Source organism: Lentzea flaviverrucosa (assembly GCF_003350445.1).
Classification (GTDB): Bacteria; Actinomycetota; Actinomycetes; order Mycobacteriales; family Pseudonocardiaceae; genus Lentzea; species Lentzea californiensis.
Map to the genome: position 1 here is coordinate 263463 of NZ_QQAU01000002.1, position 25720 is coordinate 289182.

The window sequence follows — 25720 nt, forward strand, 5'->3', positions numbered from 1 at the left end:
TGTAACGAAGGTCTATTCGTCCCCGATATGGCCGGTTGACGCTCTACTCTGCTAGCCATAGTCTCGCCACGAACACCTGCTCCTGGCCCTGCTGTCTGGTATCTCGCACCGGCCCAGCGCTTCGTTACCAGGAGCCAGAATGACTCAACTCCACATCTCGTTCGTTGTTGTTGTTCCTGCAACCGCTTTTGTAGACAGGTTTGTGTCATGACGGACACGGCACAATTCGCGACGTTCATGCTCGTCCTGCTGGTGTTTTGGCCCAGTTACAACCTGGTGCTCGCACTCTTTGTCTGGTGGCGCCCGAAACCGGGCGGACCGGAAGTTCCCTCACGGCACCCGTTGCAGTACTGGATCATCATTCCGGCGTTGAACGAGGAACGTGTGGTGGCGAACACCGTGCGTTCCGCACTCGCTTTGGACGGAGCACGCACACCGGTCCAGGTCGTGGTCGTGGACGACGGCTCGGACGACCGCACCCCGCACGTGCTGGCTGAGATCGACGACCACCGGCTGCACGTGCTCAGACGCAACGCGCCGGAAGCCCGGAAGGGCAAGGGCGAAGCGCTGAACCACGCCTTCGCCTACATCCGCGGCATCGCGGAGGAGGCCGGCACGGTCCACCGCACGATCGTCGGCGTGATCGACGGCGACGGCCGCGGTGAGCCCGGCATGCTGTCCGAGATCTCCGCGTACTTCGCGCATCGCGCCGTCGGTGCCGTGCAGTGCCGTGTCCGCATCCACAACCGCACCAACCTGCTGGCGTTCCTGCAGGACCTGGAGTTCAGCTGCGTGGTGGACGCCTCGCAGTCGTTGCGGGACGTCGTCGGCACGGTCGGACTCGGTGGCAACGGCCAGTTCGTGCGCCTCAGGACGTTGATGGACCTGGGCACGGCTCCGTGGTCGGCGTGCCTGGTCGAGGACCTGGAACTGGGTCTGCGCGTGCACCTGACCGGCCAGCGCGTCCGGTACGCCACGCACGCGACGATCACCCAGCAGGGCCTGGTCGACGTGCAACGGCTGCTGCGGCAGCGCACCCGGTGGGGGCAGGGCAACCTGCAGTGCCTCGGGTACGTGCCGAAGCTGATCAGGGCCAAGCACGTGGGTTCCGTCGCGCTGATGGAGTTCCTGCAGTACCTGCTGACGCCGTGGCTGGTCGCGCCGATGACTTTGCTCGTCACCGCGCTGGTGGGCGTCAACTTCTACGCCCAGTTCACCGGCCTGGAGATCGCCGGGTTCACCGCGAGCGGCTCGAACACCCTGCTGGCGCTGGGCATCTGGCTCGTCGCCCTGCTGTTGCCCGGCCTGATCTGGGGACTGGTGCACCGGCTCAAGCACGGTGACGAACCGTTGTGGAGATGCCTGCTCGTCAGCCTCGCCTATCCGCTGTTCCTGATCCTGGGCTCGGTGTCGACGTTGCGCGCGCTGTGGCGGCACTTCGCCGGGCGCAACACGTGGGCGAAGACGGAACGCCTGGCGGAGAAGGAAGTTCCGGTGGTGACGGCGAAGCCCGTACCGAAGATCGCCTAGAAGGTGCCGGGGTGGGCGCGTCTGCGCCGGGCCGCGTAGACGCCCGCCTCGGTACGGCGGTCGAAGCCGAGCTTGTGCAGGAGCGACGACACGTAGTTCTTCACGGTCTTCTCGGCGAGGAACAGGCGGTTCGCGATCTGCCGGTTCGTCATGCCCTCGGCGATGAGGTCGAGGATGCGGCGTTCCTGCGGGCTCAGCGCCGCGTAGCGCGGGTCTTCCTCAGGTCCACCGCGGAGCCGTTGCAGAACGGTGGCCGTGACGCCGGCGTGCAGGAGCGATCCGCCCGCGGCGAGCGTGCGGACGGCGGCCACGAGATCGTTGCCCGACACCTCTTTCAGCATGTAACCGGACGCGCCGGCCATGATCGCGCCGAACAGCGCCTCGTCGTCCGAATAGGACGTGAGCATCAGGCACGCGGGCGGCGGCTGCACGAGACTCCTGATCTCCCGGCACACCGTGACGCCGTCGCCGTCGGGCAACCGCACGTCGATGATCGCGACGTCGGGTCTGAGCCGCGTCGCCTGCGCGATCGCGGCCGTGGCGCTGTCCGCCTGGCCGACGACCTTGATGTCGTCCGCCTGCGCCAGCAACTGCACGAGCCCGCGCCGCACGATCTCGTGGTCGTCCACGAGCAGCACCGCTATCGCCATCTCGCCTCCTGCAACACCAGTGGAACGAACCAGGTGATGCTCACCCCAGCGCCGGGGATCGAGTCGACCGCGCAGTCGCCGTGGTGACGCCGCGCCCGAGCCGCCATGTTCGCCAGTCCGCCGGCGTGGTGGTGCACACCTCCGGAATCGTCAGCCAACGGCAAGCCTCTGCCGTCGTCCTTGACCATGAGCTCAAGACTCGTCACGGTGCGATCGACGCTCACGGCCACAGATACGTGCTTTGCTCTCGCGTGGCGCACCACGTTCGTTAGCGCTTCTCGGAGCGTTGCGAGCAAATCGGGCCGAACCTGGTCCGGCACAACGCTGTCCAACGGCCCTTCGAGCGACACGTCCGGCTCGAACCCGAGCAGCTGCGCGGACTCGTGCACCGCGTTGAGCAACTGACCGCGCAGGCTCGTCCCCCCGGACGGCGGCTCCTGCAGTGAGAAGATGGTGCGGCGGATCTCGCGGATCGTGCGGTCGACCTCCTCCACGAACCCGCTGATCCGCTCGACGACCTGAGGCTTGCTCGTCCCGGTCAGCCCCTGCAGCCCGAGCCCGAGCCCGAACAGCCGCTGGATGACCAGGTCGTGCAGGTCCCGCGCGATGCGGTCGCGATCCTCCAGCACCGCGAGCCGCTCGGTGTCACCGCGCGCCCGTGTGAACTCCAGCACCAACGCAGCCTGCGCGGCGAAGGCCTCGATGAGTTCGGGATCGTCAAAACTGGGCTCGCCCGGAGGCCGCGCGACGATGAGAACACCGATCGTCCGTTCCCCGACCCTGAGCGGCACGATCGCGGACGCCCCCGGCACCGCGGCCAGCCTGCCCTGGTCGTGGCACTCCCCCTGGCCCGACCCGTAGACCCGGTAGGTGGCGGTGCCCTCCTTCGGCACCCGCATGCCCTCCGCGTCGTACCGACCGCCGTCGGTCACCTCGATGACGAGATCACCGTTCTGGTCGGGAAGCACCACCGCCGCGAAGTCGGCGTTCGCCGTCCTGCGCGCGGTCCGCGCCACGAGGTAGAGCGCGTCACGGCCGTTCGTGCCCATCAGCAGGTCAGTGGTCACCTCGGCGGCGGCCCTGAGCCACACCTCACGCTTGCGCGCCTGTTCATAGCGGTCCAGATGCCCGACGGCGCTGCCCGCCGCCGTCGACAGCGCGGCGAGGATGTCGCGGTCCTGGGCGGTGAACTCCGCCTTCCCCGCCAGGAAGAGGTTGCCGAACGTCTCGTCGTGCACCTTGATCGGCGCACCCAGGAAGTCCGCTACGCCGATCGAGCGCGGGTCACCGGACGTGATCTGGACCTGGCCGTCGTGGTGGCTGCCGAACTCGGTGAGCTCCTTGTGGCCGTTGATCACCGCCAACGCGCCGTAGGGGGCCTCGATCAGCTCGCAGGCGGACTCGACGACGTGACGAAGCAGCTCGGGCAGGGTGTCGTCTTCGGCGAACGACAGCACGACATCCAGCACTCGCTGTTCCGTGCTCACGTTGACGCCCACGGCTTCACCCCTTGGGGGGATAGAAGTGCCACCGCACGAACGACTGAGGGTAACTCCCCAGCGTAGTCAAGGGGGAGACCATCACTGCAAACAGTGAACTTTGGGACTACTGAGAGTAGAGGTGCGTCTTGGTTGGCACAGGGGGTGACAGGCCGGGACCGGCTTGCGCGGGGCGGGTGGTCGGCTTGCGCGGGCGGGCGGTTGCTCAGTGCAGGCCGACGGTGAAGCCCTCGTCGATCACGCCGCGGTAGATCTGCGGCGCGAACGTCCGCAGCCCGTGGTCGATCGGCCCGATGAACCCGGCCGAATCGCCGAGCGGCAGCCGGTACCCGTTCTGCACCCGGTGGAACTCCCACAGGGGTTCCATCGTCGGGTGCGTGGGCCGGAACTGCTGCGGGTCGCGCGGGTGCAGGTCGACGCGCACCAGCGTTCGGGGCACCAGGGCGTCGGCTAGCTGCACGGCGCGTTCCTGGGTGCGGGAGATCGAGATCGCGCCCAGTTCCTGCCAGGCCACCGCCCACGGCATGCCCTGCGGGTCGTCGAGGCGGATGCCCTGCTGCTCGATGACGAGTTTGCGGGGGCGGGAGATGGTCTTCCACTTGACGACGGCCATGACACCGATGCCGGTGAAAGCGATGCCGATGACGGCCGCGATGCTGCCGCCCACCGGTTCGCCGTCCATGAAGGCGGTGACGGCACCCACCAGGGCGAGGACGCCCAGGATTCCGGCTACCGAGCCGCCGATCAGCACCTTGCGGGTGTCGCTCTTGCCGAGGTCGACGATGACGGGTGGAGGTGCTCCCCAAGCGGTCATTGCTGCAGATTACCGCTGATCAACAGCTCGGCCGCGGCGAACGGGTCCAGTTCGCCGGAAACCACGCGCTTCGCGAGCTGGTCCACCGGGCCGAAGCGGGTGCGGACTCGATCGACCGCGATCGCCTCGATCTCGGCGCCCGCCCTGCGGAGGCGGCGTTCCGCGAGTTCGCCGTGCTCGGCCATCCACGACTGGTGTTCGGTGATCGCCTCGACGACGCGGTCGAGGCCCTCCAAGCGGGCGGCCACCGTTTTCACGACCGGTGGGCGCCAGACCGGGCCGGAGCGGTCGCGGCGGCCCAGGGAGATCATGTACTTGAGGTCGCGCGCTGTCTGGTCGGCGCCGTCTCGGTCGGCCTTGTTGACGACGAAGACGTCCGCGATCTCCAGGATGCCCGCCTTCGCGGCCTGGATGCCGTCGCCCATGCCCGGTGCCAGCAGCACGATGGTCGTGTCGGCGAGGGCGACGACCTCCACCTCGGACTGACCGACGCCGACCGTTTCCACGAGGATCACGTCGAAGCCGGCGGCGTCGAGCACGCGCAACGCCTGCGGGGTGGCCCAGGACAGGCCGCCGAGGTGGCCTCGGGTGGCCATCGAGCGGATGAAGACGCCGGGATCGGTGGCGTGGTCGCCCATGCGCACGCGGTCTCCCAGCAGGGCGCCGCCGGAGAACGGGCTGGACGGGTCGACGGCGATCACGGCCACTCGTTTGCCCTCGGCACGGAAGGCGCGCACGAGGGCGTTCGTGGAGGTCGACTTGCCCACGCCGGGGGCGCCGGTCAGGCCGATGACCTGGGCTTTGCCGGTGTACGGGGCGAGCGCCGCAGCCACCTCCGGAAGGGCCGAGCTCGCCTGTTCCACCAGCGAGATCAGCCTGGCGACCGCGCGCGGCTCGCCGTCACGCGCGCGGTCGACCAGTCCTGCTACGTCAACAGCTGTGGCCACGGCCAAGGACACTAGGCCTTGGCGGGCACGCGGATGATCAGAGCGTCGCCCTGACCACCACCACCGCACAGCGCCGCCGCACCCACGCCGCCACCCCGACGCTGCAGCTCGAGCGCGAGGTGCAGGGCGATGCGGGCACCGGACATGCCGATCGGGTGGCCCAGCGCGATGGCGCCGCCGTTGACGTTGACCTTGTCCTCGGAGATCCCGAGCTGACGGGACGAGACGATGCCGACCGCCGCGAACGCCTCGTTGATCTCGATCAGGTCGAGGTCGGCGGGGTCGATGCCCTCCTTGGCGCACGCGGCCTTGATCGCGTTGGACGGCTGCTCGTGCAGCGAGGCGTCGGGACCCGCGACGACGCCGTGGGCGCCGATCTCCGCGATCCACTCCAGGCCCAGTTCCTCGGCCTTCGCCTTGCTCATCACGACCACGGCGGCCGCGCCGTCGGAGATCTGCGACGCCGAGCCCGCGGTGATGGTGCCGTCCGCGGCGAACGCCGGGCGCAGCTTGCCGAGCGAGTCGGCGGTCGTGTCGGCGCGGACGCCCTCGTCCGTGCTGAACAGGACCGGGTCGCCCTTGCGCTGCGGGATGGCGACCGGCGCGATCTCGGCGTCGAACACGCCGTTCCCGGCCGCCTTCGCGGCGAGCTGGTGCGAACGCGCGGAGAACGCGTCCTGCTCCTCCCGCGTGACGCCGTAGCGCTCGTTGTACTTCTCGGTCGAGACGCCCATCGCGACCTGGTCGAACGCGCAGAACAGACCGTCGTGCGCCATGTGGTCCTGCAGCGTCACGTCGCCGTACTTGAACCCGCCGCGCGACTTGGGCAGCAGGTGCGGCGCCTGCGTCATCGACTCCTGGCCACCGGCCACGACGACGTCGAACTCTCCGGCGCGGATCAGCTGGTCGGCCAGCGCGATCGCGTCGATGCCGGACAGGCACACCTTGTTGATGGTCAGCGCGGGCACGCTCATCGGGATGCCCGCGGCCACAGCGGCCTGGCGGGCGGGAATCTGGCCCGCGCCGGCGGTGAGCACCTGACCCATGATCACGTACTGCACCTGCTCGGGGGCCACGCCCGCGCGCTCCAGCGCCGCCTTGATCGCGACGCCACCCAGCTGGGCGCCCGAGAAGTCCTTGAGCGATCCCAGCAGTCGGCCCATCGGGGTACGAGCACCGGCGACGATCACGGAACCGGACACAACTGCCTCCATTGGAAGAGCGAACGGTCGTTAACTAGGCACCATACCTGGGGCTACTGGGCGGTAATCGTGTGAGACCTCGCACATGAGCACCTGCACCGATCAGGTGGATACCCTTCCCCGCTATGAACGCAGACCTCGCTCGATTCGTGACCGCGATCGACCACGTGGGCATCGCCGTGCCCGACCTCGACGCCGCCATCGCGTTCTACCGCGACAACTTCGGCCTCGAAGTCGCCCACGAGGAAGTCAACGAGGAGCAGGGCGTGCGCGAGGCCATGCTGCACGCGCCCGGCGACCACGCGGGCACCGCGATCCAGCTGCTGGCCCCGCTGAACGAGGACTCGACGATCGCCAAGTTCATCGGCCGCTCCGGCCCCGGCCTGCAGCAGCTCGCCTACCGGGTGTCCGATGTGGACGTCGCGGCGGACGCGCTGCGGGCGAAGGGCCTGCGCCTGCTCTACGACACGGCCAAGCGCGGCACGTCCGACAGCCGGGTCAACTTCGTGCACCCGAAGGACGCGGGCGGCGTGCTCATCGAACTCGTCGAGCCCGCGAAGCACTAACGACGCACGCCAGTTCGTGGCGGTGGCGCGCAGGCCCTCGAGCACGCCGACGACCGGCGGACATTTCGGGTGGGATCCCTCACACGCGTGATTCTGAATCGGTTACTCGTGAGTAACCTCCGGCAACCTGCGACTATCCCTCACTCGGGAAGGAATGCCGCCGTGCAGAAGATCCTTGACGCGATCCTGGCCGATGAGCTGGGCGCGATCGGTTCGTTGGACGTTCCGGAGAGCTATCGGGGCGTGACGGTGCACGCGGACGAGGCCGACATGTTCTCGGGCCTCGAGACGCGGGACAAGGACCCGCGCAAGTCGCTGCACGTCGACGAGGTCGCCACGCCGGAGCTCGGTCCGGGCGAGGCGCTGGTCGCCGTCATGGCGTCCGCGATCAACTACAACACCGTGTGGACCTCGATCTTCGAGCCGGTGTCCACGTTCGGCTTCCTGCGCAAGCTGGGCGGCCGCCACGACCTGCCGTACCACGTCGTGGGATCGGACCTGGCCGGCGTCGTCGTGCGCACCGGTCCCGGCGTCACCGCGTGGAAGCCGGGTGACCGCGTCGTGGCGCACTGCCTGGACGTGCCGCTGGAGGCGCCGGACGGCCACAACGACACGATGCTCGACCCGCAGCAGCGGATCTGGGGCTTCGAGACGAACTTCGGTGGCCTCGCGGACCTCGCGCTGGTGAAGTCGAACCAGCTGATGCCGATGCCGAAGCACCTCACGTGGGAAGAGGCGGCGTCACCGGGTCTGGTGAACTCCACCGCGTACCGCCAGCTCGTGTCGACCAACGGTGCGAACATGAAGCAGGGCGACACCGTGCTGATCTGGGGTGCGTCCGGCGGTCTGGGTTCGTACGCCACGCAGTTCGCGCTGAACGGTGGCGCCATGCCCATTTGCGTCGTCTCCTCGCCGGAGAAGGCGGAGATCGTTCGTTCCATGGGTGCCGAACTGATCATCGATCGTTCCGCCGAGGGCTACAAGTTCTGGAAGGACGAGCACGAGCAGGACCCGCGCGAGTGGAAGCGGTTCGGCGCTCGCATCCGTGAGCTGACGGGCGGCGAGGACCCGGACATCGTGTTCGAGCACCCCGGCCGCGAGACGTTCGGCGCGTCGGTGTTCGTGGCGCGCAAGGGCGGCAAGATCGTCACGTGCGCGTCGACCTCCGGGTACATGCACCAGTACGACAACCGCTACCTGTGGATGAACCTGAAGAGCATCATCTCCTCGCACTTCGCGAACTACCGCGAGGCGTGGGAGGCGAACCGGTTGATCGCAAAGGGAAAGATCCACCCGACGGTGTCCAAGGTGTACTCAATGGACGAAACGGGCCAGGCCGCACACGACGTGCACCGCAACGCGCACCAGGGCAAGGTCGGCGTGCTCTGCCTTGCGCCCGAAGAAGGTCTTGGTGTGCTGGATCACGAACTGCGCGCGAAGCACCTCACAGCTATCAATCGATTCCGGGGTGTATGACCTTCTGGGGTTACCCGAACGGGTAGCGTGAGGGGCATGGGCCTCGCCGACGACCGTGACCTCGTCCCACTGGGATCCGGCTTCGACATCGTCAAGCGCGGTTACGACCGCGCTCAGGTCGAGGATCATCTCGAACGCCTCGACTCGGACCTGCGGCTGCTCGCCGCGGACCGCGATGCCGCCGTCTCCCAGACGTCCGACCTGGCGCGCCAGCTGGAAGCCGCACGCTCGGAGATCACCGAGATGCGCAACCAGGTGGAGCGCCTGTCACTGCCGCCGACGACGCTGGAGGGGCTCTCCGAGCGCCTCCAGCGCATGCTGCGGCTGGCCCAGGACGAGGCCAACGAGATCAAGGCCCGCGCCGAAGCGGAAGGCGGGCACATCCGTGCCAAGGCGGAAGCCGACGCGGGTGTGCTGCGCCAGCGCTACGAAACGCTGATCGCCGAACTGGACGAACGCCGCGCGGCCATGGAGGCCGAGCACAAGAACGTGCTGGAGACGGCGCGCAACGAGGCCGAGAAGATCGTCTCCGAGGCCGAGAGCGCCGCCCGCAAGATCGCCGACGAGTCCGAGCAGCGCCGTGTGACCGTCGAAGAGGACTTCGAGATCGCGATGGCCGCCCGCCGCTCCGAGGCGATGGCGACGCTGGCAGCCCAGGAAGCCGCCTCCAAGAACGAGGCCGACCGCCGCATGCGCGAGGCCGCCGAGGAAGCCGCCCGCGTCCGCGCCGCGATCACACAGGAACAGACCACCTCGAAGGCCGACGCGGAACGCCGCGTCCGCGAAGCCACCGAAGAGGCGAACCGCCGCCGCCACGCAGCGGTCACCGAGGCCACCGCGCGCATCCAGGAAGCGACCGACGAGTCGAACCGCCGCGTGCGCGAGGCCACCGAGGAAGCCAACCGCCGCACCACCGCCGCCACCCAGCGCGTGGAGCAGCTCCGCAACCTCCGCAACCGCCTCTCGCACCAGCTCCACAACGTGCGGACGGCACTGCAGGAGGTCGTGCCGCTGCTCGACCCGGTGGACGAGGAGAAGCCGGCCGCGCCCGCTCCCGCTCCCGCTCCCGCGCCGCAGGGTCCGGGCACTCCGGCCCAGGTCCCCGGCGCACCCGCTCAGGGCCCGAGTGCTCCTGCGCAGGGGCAGAGTGGCCCGGCGGCTCAGGGGCCCAGCGCTCCGGCACAGGGTTCAGGCGCCCAGGCACAGGGTGCTTCCGCGCAGGGTTCAGGTGCTCCGGCACAGGGGGCGGGGGCTCCGGCACAGGCTGGTGCCGCGCAGGGTTCGGGTTCTCCGGCCCAGCCCGCCCAGACCCCGGCTGCCGCTCCTGCGAAGCAGGCCTCCCCTGCTCAGCAGGCCGCGCCCGCCGCGCCGAACAAGCCGGCTCAGGCTCCCCAGCCGAAGGCGCCGCAGTCCAAGGCACCGCAGCCGAAGGGACCTCAGGCTCAGTCACCTCAGCTCGACGGCCCCACGGCGCAGCTCGCACGTCCGCAGACCGCCAAGAAGTCCTGACGCCACAAGCTCGCGCGGCAGTCGGCCAGAGGCTCCTGCCGTCGCGAGCTCACGCGCGCGCAGCCGGCTGAAGTCCCCGCGACGCAAGCTCACGCAGAGGTTCCTGGCCCGGGAAGTCAGCGCGTCCAGGCTCTCCCCCGCCCCGGCGCACGGTTCCCGGGTGAGCCCGATCCTGGGCACACCCGGCCTCCCAGTCCGCGCGCGGCAGCCCCGACTCCCGCAGTTCGGGCCATGTCGTCACCGCGAGCCCCAGCGCGTCGGCCGGTGTGACGACTTCGCCGCTTCCACGCCAGCGGGTGGCGCACCAATACGATTCGCGTCGTCACAACACACCATCTTGGGGGAACAGGATGTTCGTGAAACCGCTGGGCACAGAGGGTGCCGAGCTCAGGCCGCTGGAACCGTGGCAGGCCGAGGAGTTCTTCGCGCACATGGAGCGCGGCCGGGAGTTCATCGGGCAGCACATCGGGTTCGCGGACAAGGCGAAGGACCTGGAGAGCACGCGCGAACTCCTGCAGGGCTACGCGGACAAGGCGGCGGCCGACACCGGGCGGATCTTCGGGATCTGGCTGGACGACAAGCTGGTCGGCGGCGTGCTGCTGCGGGTGATGGACGTCCCGCAGGGCCGTGCCGAGGTCGGGTGCTGGCTGGAGCCCTCCGCTACCGGCAAGGGGCTGGTCACGCGGGCGGCGACGATCCTGATCGACTGGGTGATTCGCGAGCGCGGCGTACATCGGGTTGAGTGGCTGGTGTCGTCGGCGAACGCGCCCAGCATCGCGGTCGCGCGGCGGCTCGGGATGAGCAGGGACGGCGTGCTGCGCTCGTACTTCCTGCACCACGGGGTTCGTCAGGACCTCGAGGTGTGGTCGGTGCTGGCGCCGGAGTGGGAGAGCTGATGGACGACCTGGTGCTGCTGCACGCCTTTCCGCTCGACGCGCGGATGTGGGACGTGCCGGGCGCGCTGACTCCGTCGTTGCGCGGCAGCGGTGAACCCGATCTCGGCACCGTCGCCGCCCAGGTGCTCGGCGTGCTCGACGAACGGAAGCTGGACAGCGTCGTGCTCGGCGGCTGCTCGATGGGCGGCTACGTGGCGATGGCGTTGCTCAGGCGTGCGCCGGAACGCGTCAAGGGCCTGGTCTTCATCGACACCAAGCACACCGCGGACGCGCCGGAGGCGGCCGCGAACCGGCACGCGATGGCGGACCGCGTCGAACGCGAGGGCGTCGGCGAGTGGCTGGCGGACGCGATGCTGCCGAACCTGCTCGGCCCGGACGCCTCGGACACGGCGCGGGCGTCGGTGCGCACCATGATCCTCGAGCAGCAGGCCGAGGACGTGGCGTGGTGGCAGCGCGCGATGGCGAAGCGGCCGGACTCGACGGACGTGCTGGAGTCGCTGAACGTCCCGTCCCTCGTGCTCGTGGGCGAACACGACAAGCTCACGCCGCCCGACGTGGCCGCGAAGCTCGCCGTGACGCTGATGCACTCCACGAGCGAACGCATCGAGGGCGCGGGCCACCTGCCGCCCGTCGAGCAGCCGGAGGAGTTCCGCTTCCGGCTCGAACGGTGGCGTGCGCAGGTCGGGATCTAACGACTACCAGCGGCGCGCGGCCGGCCAGCGCCGGCCGCGCGAGTCCCAGCACGCCTGGTGCCAGTGGCGGCGTTCCTCCACCGAGCCCGTCTCCTGGGCGGGCCACGCCACGACGTGTGCGACGCCGGGGCGGATCTCGTGGTCGCAGCCGGGGCAGCGGTAGGTCTTCTGCGCCTGCGCGCCCGAGATTGCGCGGACCAGCCAGTCCCCGTCCGGACCCGACTCGGTGCGCGCCCAGCCGACACCACCACCGAGGGGTCGGGGGTCGTGTGGCTTGGGGCTGTTGCGACGTGGCACGACAACACGTTAACCGCTCGTAGAATCAGGGCGTGCCGACCTACGAGTTCCGTTGCCGAACCTGCGACGACACCTTCGACGTGCAGCGCCCGATGAGCGAGTCGTCCTCGCCGGCGAGCTGTCCCGAAGGCCATCCCGACACGGTGAAGCTGCTGTCCATGGCCGGTATCGGCGGCACGCAGCAGGCCGCACCCGGTGGTGGCGGCGGCGGCGGTGGGTGCTGCGGCGGAGGTTGCTGCGGCTAGCGCCGGATCTTGAAGAGGTAGACCACGCTGGCGACGAGCAGCGCCGCGGCGAGGGGAACGTGCAGCGCCGTGAGGTGGAAGAGACCGCTGTAGACCTGAGCGGTGATCAGCGCCAGGAAACCCGCCGCGAACCAGATGGACTGAGGTGACCCGCCGCCCGGCCGCCACGCGAGAACCGCGGCGACGACGTGGACGACCGTGACGACCCACAACGTGTACGAGCCGGCGCTGTGCAGAACGTGCCCGTACGGGAGGGTCATCATCAACCCCGAGGTGACGGACTGGAGGAAGACGGCTGCGGTCTGCAGCGCGACGGAGGCGCGCAGGAGCTTGAGGTTGGCGGGTCTTGCCGTGGTCTGCGTGGTCATGACAGTCCGACGACGCAGCATCCGGAAATGTGAGGCGGGGGGACCTTGGCTGATTCTGGTGTGCACGCGATCGTGGGCGAACAGCGGCAACTGCTGAACCTCGCCTACCGCCTGCTGGGGTCGCTGACCGACGCCGAGGACGTGCTGCAGGAGACCTACGCGCGGTGGTACGCGCTGTCACCGGACCAGCGGGACACCATCGAGTCCCCCGGAGCGTGGCTGACGAGGGTGGCCGGGCGCATCTGCCTGGACGTGCTGGGGTCGGCCAGGGCCAGGCGGGAGCGCTACGTCGGTCAGTGGATCCCGGAGCCTCTCCCGGACCGGGACGAATGGGGCGGCGGGCCTGATCCGGCGGACCGCGTCACCCTCGACGAGTCGGTCACCATGGCGTTCCTGGTGGTGCTGGAGCAGATGACTCCGGCGGAACGGGTCAGCTTCGTGCTGCACGACGTCTACCGGTTCCCGTTCGCGGAGGTCGCGGACGTCGTCGGCAGGAGCCCCGCGGCGTGCCGGCAACTGGCCACGTCCGCGCGACGGCGGATTCGCGCGTCGCAGCGTGACGAGATCCCGGCTGCGCGGCAAGCGGATGTGGTGCGAGATTTCAGACAAGCCTGGGAAGCGCAGGACATCCAGGCCCTGATCGCCCTGCTGGACCCGGCAGCGATCATGACCGCCGACGGCGGCGGCCAGGTCGGCACGGTGCTGAAGCCGGTGGAAGGCCGCGAGCAGATCGCCCGCTACGTCATCGGCATCGCGAGGATCGCGCCGGATCTGACGATCCTCGCCAGGACGGTCAACGGCAGGCCGGGGCTGGTGGCGACTCGCGACGGTGTCGCGGTGACGGTGGCGGCCTTCGAGGTGGTGAACGCCCAGATCACCAGGATCTGGGCGATGCGGAACCCGGAGAAGCTGAAGCCGTGGCGCACCGCGGGACAGGACTAGGCGGTCTCGCGGTCGATCATGACCTCGGCGACCTTGCGGCCCTGCTCGCAGACGTCGCCGAACTTGCCGGTCGAGTCGATGACGATGATGCCGAGCCCGCCACCGTTGTAGGGCAGGGCGAGCACGCACGACGGTTCGACGTCCTGCTCGGCCGAGCGGTCGAGGTACGCGATCTTGTGGTCCTTCACGTCCCACTCGCCGGTGGTGCGCTCGATCTTGATCTGCTTGCCGTCGCGGTACCGCAGGGAGACACCGACTTCGACGTCGTCGATCTTCGTCGTCCACCGGCACGACTCCTCGAACGTCGAGTCGTAGTTGATCTGCGTCGGCGGCGTCTCGGCCTTGGCGCCGGGGTAGGGCAGGTCCGTCCACTTCAGCTTGGCGCAGTTGGGCGTGATCTCGCCGTCGATCGGCGCGCTCTCCGGGTCCTCGGACTCACTGGGCTCGGTGCTCGGGTCCGTGGACCCTTCCTTGTCGAACGGTGACGTCACGTCGAGAGGGGCCTGCGCGACCGGACTGCCCTCGACGATCGCACGCGCACAGCCGGACGCGAGCACGAGGACAGCCAACAGGAGCACCAGTCGCCGCATGGCTCCCACCATGCCAGACGCGACATGGTGCCCCTGTGAGCGGCTCACGAGTAGTCGCGGAACCCCTTGCCGGTCTTGCGGCCGAGACGACCGGCCGTGACCAGGTGCTCCAGCAGCGGCGCCGGCGCGAAGCCGGGCTCGCGGAACTCGTTGTAGAGCGTGCGCTGGATCGCCAGGGACACGTCCAGACCCACGACGTCGAGCAGCGCGAACGGTCCCATCGGCAGGCCGCAACCGACCTTCATCGCGTTGTCGATGTCGTCGGCCTCCGCGTAGTGGGCCTCCAGCATCCTCACCGCGTCGTTCAGATACGGGAAGAGCAGCGCGTTGACGATGAAGCCGGCCACGTCGCCGCAGTGCACCGGGTGCTTGCCGAGGTCGAGGCAGATCTTGCGGGCCGTCGCGACCACGTCGGCGCCCGTGGAGATCGTCTCCACGACCTCCACCAGCTTCATGACCTGCGCGGGGTTGAAGAAGTGCAGGCCCACGACGTCCGCCGGCCTGCCGGTGGCCGCCGCGATCTCGATGACCGGCAGCGACGACGTGGTCGTCGCGAGCACCGCGCCGGGCTTGCACACCTCGTCGAGCGCCGCGAAGACCTCCTTCTTGATCCCGATCTCCTCGGCCACCGCCTCGACGACCAGGTCGCAGTCCGCCAGTTCCACGAACTCCACGGCGGGCGAGATGCGGGCGAGCGCCGCGTCGCGGGCCTCTTCTGTCAGCTTGCCCTTGCTGACCGCGCGGTCGAGCGACTTGCGCACCGCGCCGATCGCCTTCTCCGCCTTGTCCAGGCCGCGCGCTCGCAGCACCACGTCGTACCCGCGCTTGGCGAACACCTCGGCGATGCCCGTGGCCATCGTGCCCGTGCCGATGACACCGACCCGCTGGACCTCACGCGCCTGCGTGGCGCTGTCCACTTCGGACGGTGTGTGCACGTCCTCGACGACGACCGGCGAATCGGGCCCGTCGTAGGTGTAGAAACCGCGCCCGGTCTTCCTGCCGAGCAGCCCGGCAGTGATCATCTGCTTCAGCAGCGGCGCCGGCGAGTGCAACCGGTTGCGCGACTGGTGGTACATCGTGTCGAGGATCTCGTACGCGGTGTCGAGACCGATGAGGTCCAGCAGCGCCAACGGTCCCATCGGGTAACCGCACCCGTACCGCATGGCCGCGTCGAGGTCCTCGCGCGTCGCGTACTTGGACTCCAGCATCTTGACCGCGTGGTTCAGGTACGGGAAGAGGAGGGCGTTCGCGATGAAGCCCGCCCGGTCCCCGATCACGACCGGCGACTTGCCCAGCCGCTCGGTGAACGCGACCACGTCGGTGATCACGTCCGGCTCCGTGACGACCGTGCGCACGACCTCGACCAGTTTGAGGACCTGCGTGGGGTTGAAGAAGTGCAGGCCGACGACCTTGCCGGGCCTCTTCGTGACGACACCGATCTCCGTGATCGACAGCGACGACGTGTTGGACGCGATGATCGCCTCGGGCTTCAGGACCGCGTCGAGCTCCTGGAAGATCCGCGACTTGAGCTCGATGCTCTCCGGCACCGCCTCGACGACGAGGTCGCAGTCCGCGAGGCTGCTCAGGTCGAGGCTCGTGGTGACCCTGCCGTGCAACGCCGCACTCTCGTCCGCGGTCAGCTTCTCGCGCTTCACGGCCCGCTGCGTCGAGTGCTCGAGGTGCCCGAGACCGCGCTCGACACCGGCGGCGTCGACTTCCACCACCTTCACCGCGAGCCCGGTGCGCGCGAGTACCTCCACGATGCCCGCGCCCATGGTTCCGAAGCCGACGACTCCGACGGTGTTGATTTCGCGCGCCACTGCAGACCTCCCAGCCGGGGTAAATCGTGGGCTACCAAGGAGTAACTTGCGGGCGACTATGCCACTCCCAGCGCCGGCGGGCGTCGTGAGCTTCGCCATCGGGATCGAAACAGTTATCGGTCTAGCGAACGCCTGCGGCAGGGCTTTTGCCTGATGAACCCGTGTGGGGGAACGGGGGCTTGCGCTATCTGAGGGGCGGTGGGTTGGTCGAGGGCTGCGTTGGAGCGGAGGCCGGGAAGGGCAGGGCGCGGGGCGCGGACCAGCGGGCTGCGGAAGGGCGCGGGGTGCGGGAGGCGTCGGGTGCAGGAGGGCAGGTCGCGGAAGAGCGGGCAGCGGAACGGCCGGTGCGGAAGGGCGGGGCGCGAACGAGCGGGGCGCGAACGAGCGGGGCGCGGAGGAAGGGCAGGGCTCCCACTGACGCGGGCCACGAAGGCGAGGGGCCTCGGCAAAGCTGGACCGCGGCAGGCTGAGGTGGCATGCCGCGATCTGAGGTCGCCTGCGGACTGAGGTGGCCGGGTCACGGTGCCCGATGTGGCGAGCTGGCCGCGGCGGCCGGACAGCAGCCGTGGGCTGCGACAGGCGGACCGCGGGCTAGGCGAATCGCGGTGGCAGCGGGTCGCGGGCACGACGGTCACAGTGCAGTGAGCCGCTCCCGGCGAGCCCACCGGCCACACCAACGCGCGCTGCGCATCGGGGACGGCAGTGACCGCCTACGGCTTCGTCGCGCGACTGCAGCACCGCGCGACGCGACGGGAACTTGCCACGCGACGGCCTCCCGCCGCGCAGACGCCCCACGGCGTCATCGACCGCAGCCAGGCCACCGACTACCGCGCACCCTGCCTCACCACGCCAGCCGCTACCGCGCAACCCGACTTCCACGCCAGCGCCCACCGCGCAACCCGACCGCCACGCCAGCGCCCACCGCGCAACCCGACCGCCACGCCAGCGCCCACCGTGCAACCAGACCTCTACGCCATCGCCCAACGTCAGTCGTCGAACCCCCTCTTCGCCAGCTCCTCGATGCGCCGCACCGCCTCCTCCGCGTCCTTGCCCGTGGCCACGACGGTGATCGACTTGCCGCCTGGCGCGCTCAGGCCCATCAGGGCCAGCACGCTTGCCGCGTTCGCCTCCTCGGCGCCGTAGCGGACCACCACGTCGGCGTCGAGTTCTGCGACGGTGCGGGCCAGCAGGGCCGCTGGGCGGGCGTGGAGGCCCACCTCGTTGGTCAGCAGCACTTCTGCCGACACCGCGTCCGGCACCAGGTGCAGTGCTGGGCGGGTGGGCGCGGACACCGGGGCCTCGCCCGAGGCGCCCTCGGCTGCGCTCGCCACGTCGGGCAGCGGGGCGCCTCCCTGGGCGGCCACGGCTGCCGCCACCGCGCCTTCCACCAAGGGGGCGTCCACCACGGCGTAGCGGGACGGGTCGTCCGCTGACTCGACGGCCATCTCCGCCGTCATCTTGGCGCTGCCCAGGTCGTAGAGCACGACCACGCCCGCGCCCGCGTCCGCGTCGGCCAGGGCTTCGACCACCGCGCCGTAGTCGGTGCCCAGGCCGCCTTCCTCGGTGCCGCCCACGGGGAGCACCGCGACGTCCGGGGCCATCTGGACGGCCAGTTCCGCCACGCCGTTGGCCAGCATGGCGCTGTGCGAGACGACCACCAGGCCCACTCGGCTCACCGACGCTGCCGCCGTCATGCCTTGGCCGCCGCGTCCGCGAAGGCGCGCAGCAGCAACGCCGTCGACCTCGCGCCCGGATCCATGTGGCCGGCGCTGCGCTCGCCGAGGTAGGAGGCACGGCCCTTGCGCGCCACCATGGGCACGGTCGAGGAAGCGCCTTCCTCCGCCGCATCGGCGGCTGCCGAGAGAGTGGCGGCCACCGTGCCTCCCGCGGACGCCGCCGCGGCCACGGCCGGGGTCAGGGCGTCGACCATCGTCTTGTCGCCCACCACGGCCTTGCCGCGCGCGAACACGCCTTCGAGCGCGGCCTGCAGAGCTCGGGCCACGGTGTCGCGGTCCAGCTCTGCCGTGTCGCCCACCGCGGCCGACGCGCGCAGGAAAGCGGTGCCGTACAACGGGCCCGCCGCACCGCCGACCGTCGAGATCAACGTCGTGGCGACCAGCTTCAGCACCTTGCCCGGTGTGTCGGGCGGCTCGGTGTCCAAACGGGACAGCACGGCGGTGAAGCCGCGCTTCATGTTCTCGCCGTGGTCGGCGTCGCCGATCGCCTGGTCCAGGCGCACCAGCTCGTCGCGGTGGTCCTGGACGACGACCGCGGCGGCTCGTACGGCCGCCACGACGTCCGCTGCCGTGCAGCCCACCTCAGACTCCCCACCGCAGCGCGGGCGTGTGGACCGGCGCGTCCCACAGCTCGACCATCTCGTCGTCGAGGCGGAGCAGCGTGAGACTCATGCCCTGCATCTCCAGGCTCGTGATGTACGGGCCGACCAACCGGCGTTCCACCGTGATCCCCCGATCAGCCAGCAGTTGCTCCGCGATGCCGTGCGCCAGGTACAGCTCGAGCAGAGGTGTCCCGCCCATCCCGTTCGTGAAGAGCAGCACCCGGTCGCCCGACGCGAACGGCAGGTCTTCCAGGATCGGTTCGAGCAACGCCGAGACCATCTCCGCGGCGGTGCCGGCGTGCACCTTCTGCCGGCCCGGTTCGCCGTGGATGCCGATGCCGATCTCCATCTCGTCGTCGGCCAGCTCGAACGACGGCGAACCCACGTGCGGCACCGTGCACGAGGTCAGCGCGAGGCCCATCGACCGCACCGACGCGATCACGCGCAACGACAGCGCTTCACAAGCAGCCAGATCCGCACCGCGCTCGGCGGCCGCACCCACGATCTTCTCCAGCAACACCGTGCCGCCGACACCTCGTCGGCCGGCCGTGTACAGCGAGTCCTTCACAGCCACGTCGTCGTCGATCACGACGGACCTGACCTCCGACTCCGCCAGCTCCGCGGCCATCTCGAAGTTCAGCACGTCGCCGGTGTAGTTCTTCACGATCAGCAACGCGCCCGCGCCACCGTCCGTCCGCGACACGGCGTCGACCACCTGGTCCGACGTCGGCGACGTGAACACCGGGCCAGGACAGGCCGCGTCGAGCATGCCGCGCCCGACGAAGCCGCCGTGCAACGGTTCGTGGCCCGACCCTCCACCCGAGATGATCGCGACCTTGCCCCGCACCGGCGCGTCGGCGCGGACGACGACGGCTGGGTCGTAGTGCACGGTCAGCAGATCGGAATGGGCTGCCTGCATTCCCCGCAGCGCGTCCTGCACCACGGTTTCCGGATCATTGATGATCTTCTTCATCGAACAGCCCTCCCGAGGAGTCGGTGCCGTGTTCCTTCTTACTCCGGGGGTCTGACACTCGGAACTGGCAAAGGACCCGCGTACCGTTAGGCCGCCCTAAGAAATGCAGGTCAACATCACGTTCCGTAGTGGAGGAACAACGTCGTGTCGAAGAGAGCAGCGCTGCTCGTCGCAGTCGCCCTGACCCTGACCGCCTGCTCCAGCACGCCGGACAAGCCGACCGTCGCCCAAGGTGGCGAGGACTTCGGCAAGGCGTTCGAACTGAGCGGCGGTTTCGGCACGACGCAGAAGCCCGGCGAGTTCCCCCGCACGGTCAAGCACGCGATGGGTGAGACCAAGCTCGAGAAGAAACCCGAACGGGTGATCGTGCTCGACACGGGCGAGCTGGACAACGTCGTCGCGCTGGGCATCAAGCCGGTCGGCATCGCCTACACCGACGGCTCGCCGACCATGCCGTCCTACATCGGCGACAAGGGCGGCACGCCGGAGAACGTCGGCACGACCAACAACCTCAACCTCGAAGCGATCACCAAGCTGAACCCGGACCTCATCCTGGGCTCGCAGCTGCGCGCGGAGGCCCTCTACCCGAAGCTCGCGGCGATCGCACCGACGGTGTTCAGCGTGCGCCCCGGCTACGTGTGGAAGGAGAACTTCCTGCTCAACGCGGCCGCGCTCGACCGCCAGGCCGACGCCGCGAAGATGCTCGAGGACTACACGAAGAAGGCCACCGAGACCGGTGACGCCATCGAGAAGAAGCTCGGCGTGCGCCCGACGGTCACGGCCCTGCGCTTCATGCCGGGCCGCATCCGCCTCTACGCCAAGAAGTCGTTCATCGGCACGATCCTGATCGACGCCAAGATCGGCCAGCCGACCTCGTCCCAGGTGGACGACCTGGCCGCCGAGGTCAGCGCGGAGCAGATCAGCAAGGCCGACGGCGACTTCATCCTCTACTCCACCTACGGCGACCCGGCCAAGACCGCGCAGGCGTCGGTGCTCGGCGGCCCGTTGTGGACCGGCCTGAACGCCGTCAAGGCGGGCAAGGCCAAGCCGGTCCTCGACGAGACCTACTTCCTCGGCCTCGGCGTGCTCGCCGCGGACGTCGTCCTGGACGACATGAAGAAGCAGCTCGGCGTCTGACTGACCGAAGCGGATGCTCTTCGGCGCCTCAGCGGCCGAAGAGCGTCCGCGCGAGGCGCAGCATCTGCTTGCCCGCCAAGGACGGCCTGTCGAACGTCGCCATGTTGATCAGCGACTTGAACTTCAGCTTCGTCACGGCCTTGGCGTAGGCGAACTCGCGCAGCCCGTCCTCACCGTGGATGCGCCCGAACCCGGAGTCGCCGACGCCACCGAACGGCAGCCCGGGAATCGCCGCGTAGGTCAGCACGGAGTTGACCGACACCATCCCGACCCGCAGCTCGGCGGCCAGTTCCTCGCCACGCGACTTCGAGAACACGGCGGCGCCCAGCCCGTACTTCGACTGGTTCGCGAGCCGCACGCCCTCCAGCGCGTTCGGCACCCGGTTGATCACCACGGTCGGCCCGAAGGTCTCCTCCGTGACGGCCAGCGAGTCCTCCGGCACGTCGACCAGCACCACCGGCTCGACGTACGGCGGCCTGATCGAGTCCGGCCCGCCCACCAGCGCCTTGCCGCCGCGGTCCAGCGCGTCCTGCACGTGCTCGCGGATGATCTCCACCTGCGACGGCATCGTGATCGGCCCGAGGTTCGCGTTCGGCTCGCCGCCCGGCTTGAGCTTCTTCGCGCGCTTCACCACGATCTCGGTGAACTCGTCGGCGACCTCTTCGGCCACGTAGATCCGTTCCACGCCCGCGCAGGTCTGGCCGGCGTTGGACACCGCTCCCCAGATCGCCGCCTCGGCGGCGGCGGTCAGGTCGGCGTCGGAGTCGACGATCAGCGCGTCCTTGCCACCGCACTCGACCAGCACCGGCGTCAGCGACGTCGCGGCCGCGGCCATGACCTTCTTGCCGGTCCGGGTGGAACCCGTGAACGCGATCTTGTCGACACCCGAGGCGACCAGTGCCGCGCCCGTCTCGCCGAAGCCCGTGACGACCTGGAACACCGGGTACTCCGGCACGGCCTCGGTGAACGTCGACGCGAGGAACGTGCCGACGCCCGGCGTGAACTCCGACGGCTTGAACACCACGGTGTTGCCCGCGGAGAGCGCGTACGAGATGGAACCCATCGGCGTGTGCGCGGGGTAGTTCCACGGCCCGATGACGCCGATGACGCCCAACGGCCGGTACTCCAGCGTCGCGCTGTGGTTGAACATCAGCATGCCCGAGGACACCCGGCGCTTGCCCAGCACACGACCGGCGTGCCGCGAGGCCCAGTGCAGGTGGTCCATCACCAGCGCGACCTCGACGCGGGAGTCGTCCGCAGGTTTGCCCGTCTCCGAGCTGATCAACGCGATGAACTCGTCCGAGCGCTGCGAGAGGATCCTGCGCCACGCGTCGAGCTTGGTCTTGCGGCCCTCGAAACCGAGGCCCGCCCACCACGCGGCGGCCTCGCGCGCCGAGGACACGGCGTCCTCGACCTCGGCGGCCGTGTGGATCGGGTGGTGCGCCACGACCTCACCGGTGCGCGGGTCCAGCGATGCGAACCGCCGCTGCTCGCCATCGGCCGACAGCGCGCTGTCCGAAGCGGTCTGCGTCATGAGGACTCCTCCCGGTACTCGCCAGTAACTTCGACACTAACGCGTACTCGGGGAACTTTCAGCCCCCGCCTGGTCCCGCACGGGACGGTCAGGCCTGGGGCAGTGAAGGAAGAACCGCCTTGGCGAACGCCTGCGCCGCCTGGCAGCGATCCAGTTCCTTCTCCTTCGAGCCCGCGACGATGAACTCCACGATCTCACCCGCGTCGGCCTGATCCCTCGTGCGGATCAGCACCAGCTCGCAGGTGGGGTACGCGCCGTCCCTGAACGACTGGTAACCCTTCAGCCCGCCACCGAGGTCGGTCTCGACGGACCTGCTGTCGAACTTGCCGTCCTTCGGGATGCGCGCCGTCTTGAACTCGATCTGCATCTGCGCGCTCTGCCCCGTCCACGAGCACTGGTGCAGACCGTACGGCAGCGCCCGCGGCGAGGCACCGAGCACCGGCGCGAGCACCGACTTCTCCACGATCGCGCACGGGTCGACCTCGACCGGCGAGCCCTTCGGCGGGCTGTACTTCTGCGGGTTGCCCTTGAGCTTGCGCACGGCGCCTTCGAGCACCTTGCGCCCCGGCTCGCACGCCTCATTGCCGTCGGTGCCGGTGCTCACCTGCAGTCGCACGGCCTGTGCCGGGCTCTCCTGCGTCACGGCCGAGATGAAGCACGAGGTGTTGTTCAGCTTCTGTTCGGCGCTCTTGAGGCCCGCGATCTGCTTGGTGGCCCTCTTCAGCTCGGTGGACGTCAGCGTGTAGCCGATGTCCAGCGTGAGGTTCAGCGTTTTGCCGGACTTGTCCTTCATGTAGTTGGAGCAGCGCGTGTAGGAGCTGCTCGAGTACCTCGAGGGCGTGCCGACCGTCTGCAGCAGTTCCTTCTCGATCAACGCACACGGGTTGACCAGGCGCAGCCGCTCCGCCGAGAACGCCGGATCGACCGGCTTGTTCGGCGGCGCGGTCTGCTTGACCGACGGGTCGGTCGACGTCGACGTGTCCGCACCCGCCTGCACGGTGCGGCGCGGCGAGTTGGTCTTGGCAAGACCGGGCCCGGTCGCACAGCCGGCCATCAGCAACGCGGCGGCGGCGACCACAGCGGTGGCACGAAAACGAGGCACGACGTGCACGGTAGCGACCTTTGCCCGCCTTCGTGGGCGGTACCCCGAGTTACCCCCGTGGCACATGTCACTCACAGCTACGGGAACGATTCAGAAGATCAACGCGCTGTACTGGGTGAAGACCCCGACAGAAGGAGAGACGTGCGAAACCGAATTCGCCGCGCATTCAACTGGCTCGACGCGTGGACGATCGAGGCCTTCAACCCTGTTTACCCTGGTCGTCCGCAGTCATAGCTCCTTGATCGGCTGCTTGTCCGTGTCCGCGAACTGAGGGCGCAACATCGCCCACGCCGCGAACACCGCCGACAGCGCCACCATGGCGATGCCGGCCCACAGGTTGATGTTGACCCCTTCGGCCTTCTTCAGGTCCTCGTCGGTCGTGAACCCGAACCCGATGACGACCAGTACAACGCCGTACAGGCCGAAGAGGAAAGCGATGATCAGTCGCAGGTCGAACAACCTCATGGCAGCCTCCCTCAGCCGAAGATGAAGTAGAGAACGGTCGTCAGGGCCAGCACTCCGCCACCCAGCAGGGCGGGCGAGCGGTACCAGCCCGCGTCCTCACCGGTGGTGGCGTGCGCCCTGTCCTTCTTGGGCGTGAGGCTGTAGACCAGCCCGACGAGCTCGCTGTCCGGCTTGGGCCTCGTGACCATGGTGACCGCGACGCTCACCACGATGTCGACCACGAACGCGAGACCCGCGCCGAGGAAGCTCGCGCCCTGACCGGGCAGTTCCAGCAGCTCGATGCCGAACGACGGCTCCGAGATCGCGTAGATGAAGATCGCGGTGAACGTGCCCGCGAGCAGACCGACCCACCCTGCGGTCGGCGTCATCCGCTTCCAGAACATGCCGAGGATGAACGTCGCGAACAGCGGAGCGTTGAAGAACGAGAACAGCGCCTGGATGTAGTCCATGATGTTGGACCCGCCGAGCGCCGCCGCGATGAACGCCGTGCCGATCGCGAGGACGCACGCGCCGACCGTGGCGAGACGCCCGATGCGCAGGTAGTACTCGTCCGGCTTGTCCTTCTTGATGTAGTCCTGCCACAGGTCGTACGTGAAGACGGTGTTGAACGAGCTGACGTTCGCCGCCACACCGGCCATGAAGCTCGCCAGCAGACCCGTGATCGCGATGCCGAGGATGCCGTTGGGCAGCAGGTCGCGCATCAGCAACGGCAACACGTCGTTGTAGGCCACTCCACTGCTCGTGTCGCCGGCCTTGAGCTGCGCCATCTCCGGCACGATCAACGCTGCGATGATGCCGGGGATGATGATGATCGCCGGGATCAGCGCCTTCGGGTACGCGCCGATGATCGGCGTGCGCTTGGCCGCGGACATCGACTTCGCGCTCATCGCGCGCTGCACCTCGGCGAAGTTCGTCGTCCAGTAACCGAACGACAGCACGAAGCCGAGACCGAACACCAGACCGATGACACTCCACACCGGGTGGTCGATTCCGGTGAGTTCGGTCGCGGGCCAGGCGGACAACTGCTCCTTGTCGGTCACCTTCTCGACGATGCCCTGCCAGCCGCCGACCTTGATCAGGCCGACGATCGTCAGCGGCGCCAGCGCGGCCACGATGACGAAGAACTGCAGCACCTCGTTGTAGATGGCCGCACTCAGACCGCCGAGCGTCGTGTACGCGAGGACCACGAGCGCCGCGACGCAGATGGACACCGGCAGCGGCCACCCGAGCAGCGCGTCGATGATCACCGCGAGCGCGAACAGGTTGATGCCCGCGATCAGGATCTGCGCGACGGCGAAGCTGATGGCGTTGACCAGGTGAGCCGGTTTGCCGAACCGGCGGCGCATGAACTCGGGGACACTGCGCACTTTCGAGCCGTAGTAGAACGGCATCATCACCAGACCGAGGAACACCATCGCGGGGATGGCGCCGATCCAGTAGTAGTGCACGGTCGCCATGCCGTACTGCGCGCCGTTCGCCGTCATGCCCATCAGCTCGAGCGCGCCGAGGTTCGCGGAGATGAACGCGAGCCCGGTGACCCACGCCGGGAGCGATCGCCCGGACAGCAGGAAGTCGAGACTGGAGGAGACGGATCGTCGTGCCATCACGCCGATGCCGAGAACCACCACGAAGTAGATGACGAGCAACGCGTAGTCGATCGGTCCCGCGTCAAGCCGCAGGTCCGCCTCGGCCAGCACCGACATCGACACTGCCCACCTCCAAAGACTTCAACAAAGTCGAACACAACCGACCAGGAGAGGACAGTACTCCAGGTGAGCGAGTTCCTACCCGGTGTTGATGATCACCAAACCACGAGGTGACCTGAGTCGCTGGTTGAAGTCCGGAAGCAGGGAAATCGGGTGCACAGAGCTGCTGTCGCGCCCGAGACCGATCGCATGACCGACCGGTTGCGACGAAATGAGGCACACCACCGAGACTCGAGGAGCTGAGATGTCTCTCCCGCACTCCGGAAGTTGCGACGCGTGCGGTGCGACCTGGTCGAGCAGCGCCCCTGACTCGAACTGCACCCACTGCCCTGGGCTCGCGCTGCTTGACGATCTGACGACGAGACCCTCACCGAGCTCATGGACCTGGTCGTGGAAGGCAGGCCGGTGTGGGCGATCCGGCT

At 68.9% G+C, this 25720-nt stretch carries 25 protein-coding genes; 9 read left to right on the forward strand and 16 right to left on the reverse strand.

Features of this window, described 5'->3' with window-relative positions; genetic code table 11:
- The first annotated feature begins 207 nt into the window (after positions 1 to 207).
- On the forward strand, positions 208 to 1530 hold the full coding sequence (locus DFR72_RS07320; protein WP_090066580.1) for a glycosyltransferase family 2 protein: 1323 nt from the start codon (positions 208 to 210) through the stop codon (positions 1528 to 1530).
- On the opposite strand, the gene DFR72_RS07325 is transcribed toward DFR72_RS07320, so the two are convergent.
- The 5 genes from DFR72_RS07325 to DFR72_RS07345 all read right to left on the reverse strand — a co-directional run bounded on the left by DFR72_RS07325 (position 1527) and on the right by DFR72_RS07345 (position 6642).
- Positions 1527 to 2180, reverse strand: coding sequence for a response regulator (locus DFR72_RS07325; protein ID WP_090066581.1), 654 nt, complete (start codon positions 2178 to 2180; stop codon positions 1527 to 1529). The two genes, DFR72_RS07320 and DFR72_RS07325, sit on opposite strands and share 4 nt — an antisense overlap.
- Complete coding sequence (locus tag DFR72_RS07330) at positions 2171 to 3679, reverse strand: GAF domain-containing sensor histidine kinase (RefSeq protein WP_090066582.1); 1509 nt, start codon at positions 3677 to 3679, stop codon at positions 2171 to 2173. Before DFR72_RS07330 ends, DFR72_RS07325 begins: the two co-directional genes overlap by 10 nt.
- Before the next feature lie 205 nt (positions 3680 to 3884).
- Entirely contained in the window at positions 3885 to 4493 is a 609-nt protein-coding gene (locus DFR72_RS07335) for a hypothetical protein (protein WP_090066583.1), read from the reverse strand.
- On the reverse strand, positions 4490 to 5440 hold the full coding sequence (gene meaB / locus DFR72_RS07340; protein WP_090066778.1) for a methylmalonyl Co-A mutase-associated GTPase MeaB: 951 nt from the start codon (positions 5438 to 5440) through the stop codon (positions 4490 to 4492). The genes DFR72_RS07335 and meaB overlap by 4 nt, the downstream gene beginning before the upstream one ends.
- An 11-nt stretch (positions 5441 to 5451) precedes the next feature.
- Positions 5452 to 6642 (reverse strand): acetyl-CoA C-acetyltransferase, encoded by a 1191-nt coding sequence (locus tag DFR72_RS07345; RefSeq protein WP_090066584.1) that lies wholly within the window; start codon positions 6640 to 6642, stop codon positions 5452 to 5454.
- Positions 6643 to 6767: 125 nt separating this feature from the next.
- On the opposite strand from DFR72_RS07345, the gene mce reads away from it, so the two are divergent.
- From mce to DFR72_RS07375, 5 genes are all read left to right on the forward strand, one after another.
- Positions 6768 to 7208: a methylmalonyl-CoA epimerase gene (mce, locus tag DFR72_RS07350; protein WP_090066585.1), complete on the forward strand. Its 441-nt coding sequence runs from the start codon at positions 6768 to 6770 to the stop codon at positions 7206 to 7208.
- A 162-nt stretch (positions 7209 to 7370) separates the two neighbouring features.
- The gene (gene ccrA / locus DFR72_RS07355) at positions 7371 to 8684 is read left to right on the forward strand and encodes a crotonyl-CoA carboxylase/reductase (protein WP_090066586.1); all 1314 of its coding nucleotides are present in this window, start codon (positions 7371 to 7373) and stop codon (positions 8682 to 8684) included.
- 36 nt (positions 8685 to 8720) lie between these two features.
- Complete coding sequence (locus DFR72_RS47685; RefSeq protein WP_090066587.1) at positions 8721 to 10193, forward strand: coiled-coil domain-containing protein; 1473 nt, start codon at positions 8721 to 8723, stop codon at positions 10191 to 10193.
- Between the two features lie 350 nt (positions 10194 to 10543).
- On the forward strand, positions 10544 to 11089 hold the full coding sequence (locus tag DFR72_RS07370) for a GNAT family N-acetyltransferase (RefSeq protein ID WP_090066588.1): 546 nt from the start codon (positions 10544 to 10546) through the stop codon (positions 11087 to 11089).
- On the forward strand, positions 11089 to 11781 hold the full coding sequence (locus DFR72_RS07375; protein ID WP_090066779.1) for an alpha/beta fold hydrolase: 693 nt from the start codon (positions 11089 to 11091) through the stop codon (positions 11779 to 11781). Before DFR72_RS07370 ends, DFR72_RS07375 begins: the two co-directional genes overlap by 1 nt.
- A 3-nt stretch (positions 11782 to 11784) precedes the next feature.
- Here the strand turns inward: DFR72_RS07375 and DFR72_RS07380 are convergent, their stop codons facing one another.
- The gene (locus DFR72_RS07380) at positions 11785 to 12078 is read right to left on the reverse strand and encodes a hypothetical protein (protein ID WP_090066589.1); all 294 of its coding nucleotides are present in this window, start codon (positions 12076 to 12078) and stop codon (positions 11785 to 11787) included.
- A gap of 32 nt (positions 12079 to 12110) precedes the next feature.
- Here DFR72_RS07380 and DFR72_RS07385 point away from each other — a divergent pair, with 32 nt between their 5' ends.
- Positions 12111 to 12323 carry an FmdB family zinc ribbon protein gene (locus tag DFR72_RS07385; protein WP_090066590.1) on the forward strand — a complete coding sequence of 71 codons (213 nt, stop codon included), beginning with the start codon at positions 12111 to 12113 and terminating at the stop codon, positions 12321 to 12323.
- Here DFR72_RS07385 and DFR72_RS07390 read toward each other — a convergent pair.
- Positions 12320 to 12691 (reverse strand): hypothetical protein, encoded by a 372-nt coding sequence (locus tag DFR72_RS07390; protein WP_090066591.1) that lies wholly within the window; start codon positions 12689 to 12691, stop codon positions 12320 to 12322. The two genes, DFR72_RS07385 and DFR72_RS07390, sit on opposite strands and share 4 nt — an antisense overlap.
- A 45-nt stretch (positions 12692 to 12736) precedes the next feature.
- On the opposite strand from DFR72_RS07390, the gene sigJ reads away from it, so the two are divergent.
- On the forward strand, positions 12737 to 13633 hold the full coding sequence (sigJ, locus tag DFR72_RS07395) for an RNA polymerase sigma factor SigJ (RefSeq protein WP_090066592.1): 897 nt from the start codon (positions 12737 to 12739) through the stop codon (positions 13631 to 13633).
- On the opposite strand, the gene DFR72_RS07400 is transcribed toward sigJ, so the two are convergent.
- From DFR72_RS07400 to dhaK, 5 genes are all read right to left on the reverse strand, one after another.
- A complete protein-coding gene (locus tag DFR72_RS07400) occupies positions 13630 to 14223 on the reverse strand; it encodes a DUF3558 family protein (RefSeq protein ID WP_170176166.1) in 594 nt (197 codons plus the stop codon). The genes sigJ and DFR72_RS07400 overlap by 4 nt on opposite strands.
- A gap of 44 nt (positions 14224 to 14267) precedes the next feature.
- On the reverse strand, positions 14268 to 16043 hold the full coding sequence (locus DFR72_RS07405) for a 3-hydroxyacyl-CoA dehydrogenase family protein (protein ID WP_090066594.1): 1776 nt from the start codon (positions 16041 to 16043) through the stop codon (positions 14268 to 14270).
- 986 nt (positions 16044 to 17029) lie between these two features.
- Positions 17030 to 17719, reverse strand: coding sequence for a dihydroxyacetone kinase phosphoryl donor subunit DhaM (gene dhaM, locus DFR72_RS07415; protein WP_281273313.1), 690 nt, complete (start codon positions 17717 to 17719; stop codon positions 17030 to 17032).
- A 14-nt stretch (positions 17720 to 17733) separates the two neighbouring features.
- Positions 17734 to 18360 carry a dihydroxyacetone kinase subunit DhaL gene (gene dhaL / locus DFR72_RS07420; RefSeq protein WP_090066596.1) on the reverse strand — a complete coding sequence of 209 codons (627 nt, stop codon included), beginning with the start codon at positions 18358 to 18360 and terminating at the stop codon, positions 17734 to 17736.
- A gap of 1 nt (position 18361) precedes the next feature.
- The gene (dhaK, locus tag DFR72_RS07425) at positions 18362 to 19354 is read right to left on the reverse strand and encodes a dihydroxyacetone kinase subunit DhaK (protein ID WP_090066597.1); all 993 of its coding nucleotides are present in this window, start codon (positions 19352 to 19354) and stop codon (positions 18362 to 18364) included.
- Positions 19355 to 19498: 144 nt separating this feature from the next.
- Between dhaK and DFR72_RS07430 the strand changes: the two genes are divergently transcribed.
- Complete coding sequence (locus tag DFR72_RS07430; protein WP_090066598.1) at positions 19499 to 20491, forward strand: ABC transporter substrate-binding protein; 993 nt, start codon at positions 19499 to 19501, stop codon at positions 20489 to 20491.
- Positions 20492 to 20519: 28 nt separating this feature from the next.
- On the opposite strand, the gene DFR72_RS07435 is transcribed toward DFR72_RS07430, so the two are convergent.
- The 4 genes from DFR72_RS07435 to DFR72_RS07450 all read right to left on the reverse strand — a co-directional run bounded on the left by DFR72_RS07435 (position 20520) and on the right by DFR72_RS07450 (position 25295).
- Positions 20520 to 22025, reverse strand: a complete 1506-nt coding sequence (locus DFR72_RS07435; protein ID WP_090066599.1) for an aldehyde dehydrogenase family protein — start codon at positions 22023 to 22025, stop codon at positions 20520 to 20522.
- An 88-nt stretch (positions 22026 to 22113) separates the two neighbouring features.
- A complete protein-coding gene (locus DFR72_RS07440) occupies positions 22114 to 23127 on the reverse strand; it encodes a DUF3558 domain-containing protein (protein ID WP_143086743.1) in 1014 nt (337 codons plus the stop codon).
- A 228-nt stretch (positions 23128 to 23355) separates the two neighbouring features.
- A complete protein-coding gene (locus tag DFR72_RS07445; RefSeq protein WP_090066601.1) occupies positions 23356 to 23592 on the reverse strand; it encodes a hypothetical protein in 237 nt (78 codons plus the stop codon).
- 11 nt (positions 23593 to 23603) lie between these two features.
- Positions 23604 to 25295: a sodium:solute symporter family protein gene (locus DFR72_RS07450; protein ID WP_090066780.1), complete on the reverse strand. Its 1692-nt coding sequence runs from the start codon at positions 25293 to 25295 to the stop codon at positions 23604 to 23606.
- Positions 25296 to 25720: the final 425 nt, after the last annotated feature.

Bases quoted from the DNA above. Each gene is read 5' to 3' on its own strand.
- DFR72_RS07320 (WP_090066580.1), top strand. From the start codon at position 208: ATGACGGACACGGCACAATTCGCGACGTTCATGCTCGTCCTGCTGGTG.
- DFR72_RS07325 (WP_090066581.1), bottom strand. From the start codon at position 2,180: ATGGCGATAGCGGTGCTGCTCGTGGACGACCACGAGATCGTGCGGCGC.
- DFR72_RS07335 (WP_090066583.1), bottom strand. From the start codon at position 4,493: ATGACCGCTTGGGGAGCACCTCCACCCGTCATCGTCGACCTCGGCAAG.
- mce (WP_090066585.1), top strand. From the start codon at position 6,768: ATGAACGCAGACCTCGCTCGATTCGTGACCGCGATCGACCACGTGGGC.
- DFR72_RS47685 (WP_090066587.1), top strand. From the start codon at position 8,721: ATGGGCCTCGCCGACGACCGTGACCTCGTCCCACTGGGATCCGGCTTC.
- DFR72_RS07370 (WP_090066588.1), top strand. From the start codon at position 10,544: ATGTTCGTGAAACCGCTGGGCACAGAGGGTGCCGAGCTCAGGCCGCTG.
- DFR72_RS07375 (WP_090066779.1), top strand. From the start codon at position 11,089: ATGGACGACCTGGTGCTGCTGCACGCCTTTCCGCTCGACGCGCGGATG.
- DFR72_RS07390 (WP_090066591.1), bottom strand. From the start codon at position 12,691: ATGACCACGCAGACCACGGCAAGACCCGCCAACCTCAAGCTCCTGCGC.
- DFR72_RS07400 (WP_170176166.1), bottom strand. From the start codon at position 14,223: ATGCGGCGACTGGTGCTCCTGTTGGCTGTCCTCGTGCTCGCGTCCGGC.
- dhaK (WP_090066597.1), bottom strand. From the start codon at position 19,354: ATGAAGAAGATCATCAATGATCCGGAAACCGTGGTGCAGGACGCGCTG.
- DFR72_RS07435 (WP_090066599.1), bottom strand. From the start codon at position 22,025: ATGACGCAGACCGCTTCGGACAGCGCGCTGTCGGCCGATGGCGAGCAG.
- DFR72_RS07445 (WP_090066601.1), bottom strand. From the start codon at position 23,592: ATGAGGTTGTTCGACCTGCGACTGATCATCGCTTTCCTCTTCGGCCTG.
- DFR72_RS07450 (WP_090066780.1), bottom strand. From the start codon at position 25,295: ATGTCGGTGCTGGCCGAGGCGGACCTGCGGCTTGACGCGGGACCGATC.